Genomic DNA, 9,303 nt, shown 5'->3' with positions numbered 1-9,303 from the left:
GCGGACCGGTCGGCGCGGTCGGGACGGCGGGCGGCGTCACGGCGCGGAAGGATGGTCGGGCGGCGTGCCGTGTTACGCCGGGCGGGCGCCCTGGCGCGCGGTCTCCTCCGGAGACACGACGCGCGTTCCTACGGAACGCCAACAGATGCGCCATTCCTTCGGAATGGGGACACAATTGCTTCGCAATTGTGTTGTGTCCCGGACTTCGTCCGGGTATTCGACCTCCGGTCGAATTGCATTTCACTTCGTGAAATGCGAGGGGCGGGCATTCACCCTTCGGGTGAATGCGGGGAGCCCACTCCGTGGTCTCCTGCGCGCTCCGCGCGGGCAGCGGGGGCGGGTGGTGGGGTGGTTTTCGTGTTGTTGTCGGCCCGGGCTGTGTTGGGGGGTTGCCGGATTGGCCGGCGCTGGAGGGTGCGAGGTTGCCGGGGGTCTTCCCGGGGTCGTCTCCGGCGGCTTCGGGGGGCGGGGGGGTTGTTTCGAGCCGGGTCCGGATCGGCTGGGGGATGACGGACTGCTATTTTCTGACGCCGTATCAGCGTATGCGGTATGTGTCTTTGTCGAATCCGGGCCATACCTCCCGGCGGCTCCTGGCATTACTTGATGCACTTGCAGAGCTTTGGAATTCTCCCCCCACCCCAAGAGGTCTATACCATATTTCGAATTTGATTCCTGGGAAATACGCGTCCGGTATTCTCTCGATTCTGCTTTGAGCAATAAAACGCATCGTGCCGCACAGTCCTTTGTCGACTGTGCGGCACGGTGGTGAGGGGTATTCAGGCGCCGATACTGACGGCGCCCACGTAGGCGTAGGCGCCGTAGTCGGAGTCGAGTTCGGAGATGACGTCGTCCCAGATCTCGTCCAGGGTGCCGTCGTCGCCGGCGGCCCACGCCGTCACCGCGTCGTCCCAGATGTAGCGGCCCTGGACCGACCGGTCCGCGATGTCCCGCCGGTACCTGCCGGGAACCCTCGTCTGGTCGACGGGATAGATCTCGATCCGCCGGCCCCGGCCCTCATTGTCCAGGATACGCAGCAGGGCACCGGACCTGACCACATTCTCACGGCGCCGGCTCCAGTACGCGGCATCGACCGCCGCCCGCTTCGGCGCACTCGGCGTCACACCCCGCTCCCACGACCGCAGAAGCCGGGCACCCACCCCCCGGCGCTCCAGCTCCGCACGCCCCGCCCCACTGTCCAGATACCGCAGACGGGCCTTCAGACCGCGTGCGGTGGTGACCGGGGAAGCGATACCCCCCGCACGCACAATCCGGTCCAGCTCACGCCGCAGCCCCTCACCCCCGCTCACCCCCTGCGCATCATGCTTCCCCCACTCACCCCACTCATCAACGGCACGGGTCACGACGCCCCTCCCAGGGTGTAGACGTGCTTGGGCTTCACCTGCGAGAGATCACGACCCCGCCGGAAAACCGCCTCCCAGTCACCCGCCACATGCAACTCATCAGTACCCGACATCTCTACAACCGTCAGACCGGCAGCATGTGCCTTATACGCTTTGAACCACAGATTCGCGAAAGCCTGACTCCGGATAATATGCATCCAGTCCGGACGCCGCATTTCACGGTTCGCCGTACTCTCACCAATGGTCGACACAAACTTAGAATACATCGACTTCACATAATCCAGAGCGAGTTCATCACCACTGGCGATCGCCTCCCTCCGCACCTCGGCAAGCGCCCGCCGCATTTTTTCGAGCAGTCCCTCGGTGGCTCCGGAAGTCCACGACTCATGGATGACAGGGGCCTCGCACAGGCCCTCCCGCGCGCAGCGGAGCAGCAGGCGGAGAGTGGGCTCCGTGATCCAGAGAGGGCCGGGCTCCTGACGCGCACCCAACGGAGAGGGAAGGTCGGGAACCGTCCAGCCAGGCGGGGTGACACGGTGCACACCGGCGCGCCTGGGATCATGGACACCGTCGTCACTGTGGACCAGACGACCGATCGGCAACCACGTCTTCAGGGCCGCCAGATAGGCGCCGTTGATGTCGAGCGCGGTCACATCCAGACGGACATGACCCGCACGGGCAGCCCGGTGAAGATCCGCCGAACGCCACTTCGGGCGGCCCTCCCACACCTCATCCGCACCCTTCTGCGAACGCTTCCGCAAAACATCCTGGGTCGGCGGGAAGTCGGTGTGCTCATACCGGCCACCCACGCGGGAGGCATGAAACAAAGCCATCACATCCGGGACCGCACACTTGATCAGCGCGGCACGAGCCGCGTCCACATCACCATGGTGCACAGCCAACTGGTGACCGACCGCACCACGAACCCGATCCGCAAGAGATCCACCAGAAGCAGACCGGCGGAGCGCAGCGCCGCCCACAGACACAGCCGAAACCGCAACCGAGGCTGGGGCAAGGCGCACCCCCCGCACCGGGCCAGCCAGAGGCGGCGGAGCGGCAACCGGAGGCGCAGAAACGGGCTCCTGCTCCTGAAGGGAGGGAACCGGGGCGGGAGCGGCGGCAGGCGACGGAGCGGGAGCCGCAGCCAGAGGCGGTGCAGGAGCGGCGACGGGCGACGAGGCCGGAGGCGGAAGCGGAGCGACGGCAGGGACGGAAGCCGGTGCGGCAGCGGGAGCCGGAACGGGACATTCCCCCACCGGGGCAGCCGAGGGCGACGGGCCAGGGGACCAGACAGCAGCCGGGGACGACGGAACGGAGGCGGCAGGGGCGGCGACCGGGAACAGGGCAGAAGCCGGAGCGGGCGCGGAGGTGGCCGGAGCAGCCAGGGCCTGGGCAGCCGAACCCGAAGCCGCAGACACAGCCGCAGAAGGCGGAGCAACAGCAGAGGCAGGAGCCGGAGCAGAGGCCGCAGCGGCGTCGGGCGACGGTGCGGGAGCCGAAACCGGAAGCGGTGCAGGGGCGGAAGCCGGAGGCGGAAGCGGAGCGACAGCAGAGGCCGGGGCAGGAGCGACAGCAGAGGCAGAGGCCGGGGCAGGAGCGACAGCAGGGGCAGAGGCCGGTACGGAGCGGTCCTCCCACACCGGGGCGGCCGAGGACAGGGCAGGAGCGGACGCCGGGGCGGAGTGCTCCCCCACCAGGACAGCCGAAGGCGGTGCGACGGCAGGGGCAGCCGGGGACGACGCGGCGGGAGCGGGCACGGCAGCGGCCGGAGCAGCCGGGGCCAGGGCAGCCGAACCCGAAGCCGAAGAAGAAGCCGAACCCGAAGCCGCAGACGCAGCCGCGGCCGCAGAAGGCGGAGCGACAGCAGGGGCGGGAGCCGGGGCGGTAGGGGGTGTGGGCGCGGCAGCCGGAAGCGGGACCGGAGCAGCCGGAGCTGAGGCAGGAGACGAGGCGGCCGGGGCAGAGGCCGGGGACGAGGCGGCGACCGGGAGCACGGAGGCCGGAGACACGGGCGCGGGCGCGGGCGACGGAGCGGAGCGCTCCCCCACCAGGGCAGCCGGGGGCACGGAAACGGCCTCCTGACCCCGGCCCTGGCCCTGGTCCCGCTCCTGGTCCTGGCCCTGGAGAGCGGGGACGGGAGCGGGGGCGGCAGCCGGGGACGACGCGGTGGGAGCAGCCGAGGACGGCGGAGCGGACGCCGGGGCGGAGTGCTCCCCCACCAGGACAGCCGAAGGCGACGCAGCGGCAGCCGGGGACAGGGCAGCAGCCGGGGCAGGAGCGGGGGCGGACAAAGGAACGGGGCGCTCCCTCACCAGGGCAGCCGGAGACGCGGAAACGGGCTCCTGACCCTGGTCCCGCTCCTGGTCCTGGCCCTGGAGAGCGGGGACGGGGACGGGAGCGAGTGCGGGTACGGGTACGGGAGCGGGGACAGCCGGAACGGGGGCGGGGGTGGCCTGTGGTGCCCGGCGGGCGGTGATGCGGTCGGCGGGGAGCCTGGAGACCGCGTGAGAGGGCCCCGCCAGCAGGTCCAGGGTATGCATGCCCCAGTGCGCCGCGAGCGCGTCACACTCGTCCAGCGACCAGTGAGCCTGCCCCGACTGACGACGGGACACTTTCAACTGCGACAACCCACACCCGGCGCCCACATCCACCTGACGCTCCCCCGTCAACTGCATGACCGCCGCCACCGTCAAACGCAGAATCCCCTCAGTACCCAGCATGAACCCCACCCTAACCCCACACGGCAGTCGTTTTACGACTACGACACCTGATTTCCGCACGGAATGGTGGGGGCAGGCTGGTCGTACGAGCCACACCCGCCACACCCCACCACCACCCACGACGAGAACTGCCCAGCAGGCCACCCGAGCGACCCGAGCAGCCACCACACGCCACCACAACCACCACAGGCCACCACCGCGCCACCGCCGGGCAGCCCGGCAGACACCAGCCGCCGCGGCGGCACGGGGCCCGGCCGCCACAGCCAAGACCACCAAAACGGCCGATGGCCCGACAGGCACCAGCCGCCGGGCAGCGGGGAGTCCGGCCAAGGCCGCCAAGGCGGCCGCGGCGGCGGCGGGCACGCGACACGGGCAGCGCGAGGCACAGGCACGCGATGGACGGGGACACGGCGCGCGAGCACGGGACACCGGGACACAGACACGCACCAGAACAGTGCTCGCCGTGGTCGATCAGCCGGCCCCGACCGGCACCCCTGCCCCTCGCAGTCACCCACAGCAGGCACCGGCCCGGGCCGCCCACCCGCCCGGGCTCGCCCACCCGCCCGGGCCGCCCACCCGCCGGACACCCGAACTCCACCCGGACAAGGCCCAGACAGACACGAGGAACGCGAGGAACGCGTTCACACATGACGCTCCGGTCCACAGAAACAACACCACCACAGACATACGGCTCCACCGACCACCACGACCAGAACCGCCAGAACAGCAGACACAACAGCCGCAACAGCACAGGAACACAGCCAGGACAGCAGCAGCAGAACAGCGCGGGAGGGACGGACCCTCCCCCTCAAACCCCCGCACACAGCCCCGGCCAGAGCAGGGCGCCCGGGCAGGCGGTACACGACCGGGACACCCCGCACAGCCCACCCAGACCCGCCACAACCACCCAGACCCAGAACCACACCCAGAACCGGAGGCGGAGGCAAAGACAGGACCAGAGCCAGGACCAGAACCGGGGACGGAGACGGGGGCGGAGGCAGGGGGCAGGGGCAGAACCGGGACCACACCCAGGGGCGCAGGCGGAGGCGGGGACGGGGGCGAGGACGGAGGCGGGGGCGGGGGCGGGGGCGAGGACGGAGGCGGGGGCGGGGGCGGGGACGGCGAGAAACCACACCCGGGCCGGAAACCCGCACCGGAACCCGCCGGGACAGACCCACCCCCGGAACGTCCAGGCAGCGGGGGACCACACCCGGGCCAGGAACCCGCACCGGAACCCGCCGACCCAGACCCACCCCCGGAACGTCCGGGCAGCGGGCACAATGGACTCATCCCACCACGGCCGGCCGGGCTTCCCATCCCGTACTCACCCCGTCACCACCTCCCACGGTCCGCCGAGTACAGCCGGAACCGGCACAGCAAGGACACATACAAAAGCAGCGGCAACGGGAACAATGCAGCGATAGCCATGTGGTGGGGCAGATACCGGAACACCAAACCACGGAAAGAAACAGAACCAGACCACACCCGGCGCTGCCGACCAGCTCCCGAAGCCCCTCAACAGACAACTCGACCACAGAACCACCACCGCAGCCGTCATACCGGACGCCCCGCACCCGCAGAGCGACCTTCAACAGCATGCACTTCAACGGCAGCACCACACACCACACACCAGGCTGACGGCGGCACAGACCCACCACCGACCCGACCCACCACCGGCCCGACCACCAACCACCAACCAGCAGCCAGCAGCCAGCGACCAGCGACCGGCGACCAGCAGCCACCGACCAGCGACCGGCGACCAGCAGCCACCGACCAGCGACCGGCGACCAGCGACCGGCGACCGGCGACCAGCGACCAGCGACCAGCGACCAGCGACCAGCGACCAGCCGGACTCCACACCCACCAACCACCCACACCCAAAACCGGAGCCAGGGACAGGGGGCGAAGGCAGAGCCAGGGACAGGGTCCAAGGGCAGGCAGGGGACAGGGGCGGCGAGAAACCACACCCGGGCCGGGAACCCGCACCGGGGCCCGCTGACCCGGACCCACCCCCGGAGCGTCCGGGCAGCGGGCACGATGGAATCATCACGACATAGGACGAATGGGACCCCCGCACTGCTGACGCATGCAGCGAGCCTGGCGGAGTGAGTGGCCGCCGGGCAGGACACCCAGCACCGGGGTCCAGCACCGGGACCCGGGCGGTACAGGCGCAGGTTCGCGGTCATATAGAGGTGGCGGTCCGCGCGAATCGTGCGTATGCGACGTTCGCCTCTCCCTTCAGTGTCTCTATTAGTACAAATTTCCCTTTGTTTGATTATTTTTCGATTCACTTATCGGGGTTGTCAGTGCTGTGCCTCATGGTTGCCCTTATGAGCCTCACCAGTGAACTCAACGACCCGAACTCGCCCCTCTCACGTTTCATGGAAAGGGAGCTGCCCGCGGTTTCACGGATCACCGGCAGTCTGCGCAGTCAGCTGCCCCTGCAGCCGCGCACCGTCACACCGCAGGCAGCCGGGCGACCCGACTACCGCAGTCTGGGCCGCGCCATCGACCGCCGGCTGCGGGTCGCCTTCGGTGCTCCCGTCGACGCCGCTCTTCTGAATGGAGTCCTGTACGCAGGCATCGACGCGGCAGAAAGGTCCTCCCGCGCCGTGGGACAGGCCGTCCATGGCTGCGGGCAGGCATTGCTCTCCGAACTCAAGGCGCAGCCGGCGGCCTCCCCTGGGGTCATGACGTGTTCAGGTCCTGTCGAAGAGCGTCTGAGCCGTCTGTGTTTCGCCGCCTCGTACTTCGAAGAGGTCGCCCGGGCCGGTCTCCGGGCGGGTAATCCTCTCTTGCGTCTGGATGCGGGCGGCGTCCTCGACGATCTGCTCGTCCAGGTCCCGGCCTATGTCCCGGGAGACATCGCGGGGCAGGTGGAACTCGCCGAAGCCGATGGGGCGCTGGGGTGGGCAACACGGCTTCCCCTGGACAGGCTCATCTGTGCTCCGGTCTTCAGCGGCAGCAATGATGTGGGCGGCGCCGACGCGGACTTCATCGCGGACGGTCATCTGATCGACTGCAAGGCCACCACCCGTCCCGATCGTTTCGGTTCCAGGAAGGAGGTGTACCAGCTGGCCGGCTACCTCCTGTTGGACTACGAGGACGAATACGGGGTGGACAGGGTCTGCTTCTACCTTTCCCGGCAGGGCCGGCTCGTGATGTGGCCGGTGGAGGCCTTCCTTGAACTGCTGGGCGCTCGCCGGTCCCTGCCGGAGCTGCGGGATGCCCTGCGCCGCGCTCTGCATCAGCCGGGCACCTCAGCTAAGCCCCAGAAGCCGCTCCCTCCGCAAGCGACACAGGAAAGCCTCTTCGACGAGAACAGGGAAGAGAGCAAGACGGAAAGCGGCGAGGACGGCGAGGACCGCTCCGGAACCAGCTGACCCCCAACCACCACGAACGCGGCCCCTCCCACACACCCGCAGGGGTCACACCCCTCCCAGCCACAAGCAAAGCGAGGCACGGCCGGATGCACAGACCGAACCAGACGCGGGCTGACGCCATCGAGCGCTGCACCCGGGGCTTCGGCTTCCGCTGCCGTCCGCCCGGAGCACCGCGTACAGAGACCGGCCCGCGAGCGTCCACCGACCGGCACTACGGCACCACCACGCCACCGCCGAACCCGCGACCGACAGCCCCACGCGGCCGGAGACGTCCGGCCGAGGCCTGGCTGAGCGTGGAAAGCAGCCGACAGGTACGGGCGGTGCGGAACGGCTCTGGGCCCAGCTCACCGAGCCCGCCCGGCCTGGCGACGGCGGCAGGGTGGGCTGTCGCGCTGATCACACCCCAGGGGTAGCTCGGCGGTCACCGCCGAGAACACCCCTCTACGCTCGGAGCATGACTTCCGTGAAGCAGGCACAGACAGCGACTCGGCGTATCGGAATGGGTGCGGCCGCGGCCTGCCTCTTGTTCCTGGGAGCACCGGCCGGCCCCGCGTACGCCGCGCCCGCGTCCCCCGCCCCGGACTACCACATCTGCGGAGCCGTCCTGTGGAACGCCGTGGCCGGGGTGACCGCCGCGCATTGCCTGGACATCTCACTCCCCCGCTAGATTCCGCCGCCCCGCCTCGCAGAAGCCGGGTGAAAGCGAACGTGGCGCCGATACGGCGCCGGAGACCACAGCTACGCCAGACGGTAGGCCAGGGCATGGACGATGGCGTGATTCCACTCGACTGGCATAGGGGGAATGCCTCCGCAAGGCAATCTCACGGGCGCCTCCATGCCTCAACGGGACCGAGAACTGGCGGCAGTCGAACACACGAGCCCGCCAGTACCCGGGTCGTCCTCAAAGAGCCCGAACCACAACCGGCCGCGCCAAGGGCCGCGCGGCCGGTCGTCTCAGGTGACGGTCAGAACCAGTACTGCGGGGCTGTTCCGCTGCATGAGCGCTGTACGACGCCCGCGCCGTCCGCCGTGCTGCCGCCGAGGACCTCCAGGCACTTGTTGGAGTGCTCGTTGACGATCTGGTAGGCGCCGCTGCTGTCGAGATGGGCGCGCCATTTCTGCCACCTCATGCCGTTGCAGGTCCGCTGCGCGATGATCGCGCCGTCGGCCGTGCTGCCGTTGGCGGCGTCCAGACACATACCCGAGTGGTGATTCCTGAACTCGGTCAGTCTGCCGCTGACCTCATTCACCCACAGCTGCCAGTTCGTGCCGTCGCAGGTCCGCTGGGCGGCGGGCGCGGCGTAGGCCGTACTGCCGCCGGGTATCTCCAGACACTTCATCCCGTTGGCGTTCTTCCAGTTCCATGGGGCGCCGAGGGCGCCCGCCCGGTCGTTGTCCGCCGCCGCGGTGGCGGCTGGGGTGGCCGCGGCCGTGAACAGCAGGAGTACCGCCGCCACCGTCCTGACCCGCCTCGCTGTACGAACCTTCATTTCCGCTCCCTGCATCGCTCGGCATATCCGGCGGAAACCTCTTCCCCCTCCCCCGGCCCGTCCATCCGGCCGGTGCGGGAACTGTCCTGATCTCCGGCACCGTGGTCCGTTCCGGACTTCTTGACAGGGACCGTCCGTGATCCCTGAGGCGACACCGGGGCATTTCCGGCCGGGGCACGGAAACGACCCGGATCACTCGGCGGCACAGACAGAGGGCACGACGGGCAGAAGCGAGTCGCCAGGGCCTTCGTGTCTCGCTATCGGGTCACGGCCGGGAAGGGGAAGCCGCAGCGCAGCCCGGCCAACACACGGCGCAGGGCGCAGGTAACAGCGACAACTCTGCCCCACG

At 69.3% G+C, this 9,303-nt stretch carries 4 protein-coding genes; 1 reads left to right on the top strand and 3 read right to left on the bottom strand.

Annotation, left to right across the window (positions count from 1 at the left end; all coding sequences use genetic code 11):
- Window positions 1–776 precede the first annotated feature (776 nt).
- Window positions 777–1,307 (bottom strand): hypothetical protein, encoded by a 531-nt coding sequence (locus tag ABT354_RS23390; RefSeq protein WP_351496885.1) that lies wholly within the window; start codon window positions 1,305–1,307, stop codon window positions 777–779.
- 50 nt (window positions 1,308–1,357) lie between these two features.
- Entirely contained in the window at window positions 1,358–2,242 is an 885-nt protein-coding gene (locus ABT354_RS23385) for a dihydrolipoamide S-succinyltransferase (RefSeq protein WP_351496883.1), read from the bottom strand.
- Between the two features lie 4,169 nt (window positions 2,243–6,411).
- Here ABT354_RS23385 and ABT354_RS23380 point away from each other — a divergent pair.
- Complete coding sequence (locus tag ABT354_RS23380; protein WP_351496881.1) at window positions 6,412–7,464, top strand: hypothetical protein; 1,053 nt, start codon at window positions 6,412–6,414, stop codon at window positions 7,462–7,464.
- Between the two features lie 965 nt (window positions 7,465–8,429).
- On the opposite strand, the gene ABT354_RS23375 is transcribed toward ABT354_RS23380, so the two are convergent.
- Window positions 8,430–8,954, bottom strand: a complete 525-nt coding sequence (locus ABT354_RS23375; protein WP_351496879.1) for an RICIN domain-containing protein — start codon at window positions 8,952–8,954, stop codon at window positions 8,430–8,432.
- Window positions 8,955–9,303 lie beyond the last annotated feature (349 nt).

The organism is Streptomyces sp. NPDC000594 (assembly GCF_040299965.1).
Classification (GTDB): domain Bacteria; phylum Actinomycetota; class Actinomycetes; order Streptomycetales; family Streptomycetaceae; genus Streptomyces.
Note: the sequence above shows the minus strand (reverse complement) of the source record. Positions and strands in the feature narration are given on the sequence as shown.

Bases quoted from the DNA above. Each gene is read 5' to 3' on its own strand.
- ABT354_RS23380 (WP_351496881.1), top strand. From the start codon at position 6,412: ATGAGCCTCACCAGTGAACTCAACGACCCGAACTCGCCCCTCTCACGT.
- ABT354_RS23375 (WP_351496879.1), bottom strand. From the start codon at position 8,954: ATGAAGGTTCGTACAGCGAGGCGGGTCAGGACGGTGGCGGCGGTACTC.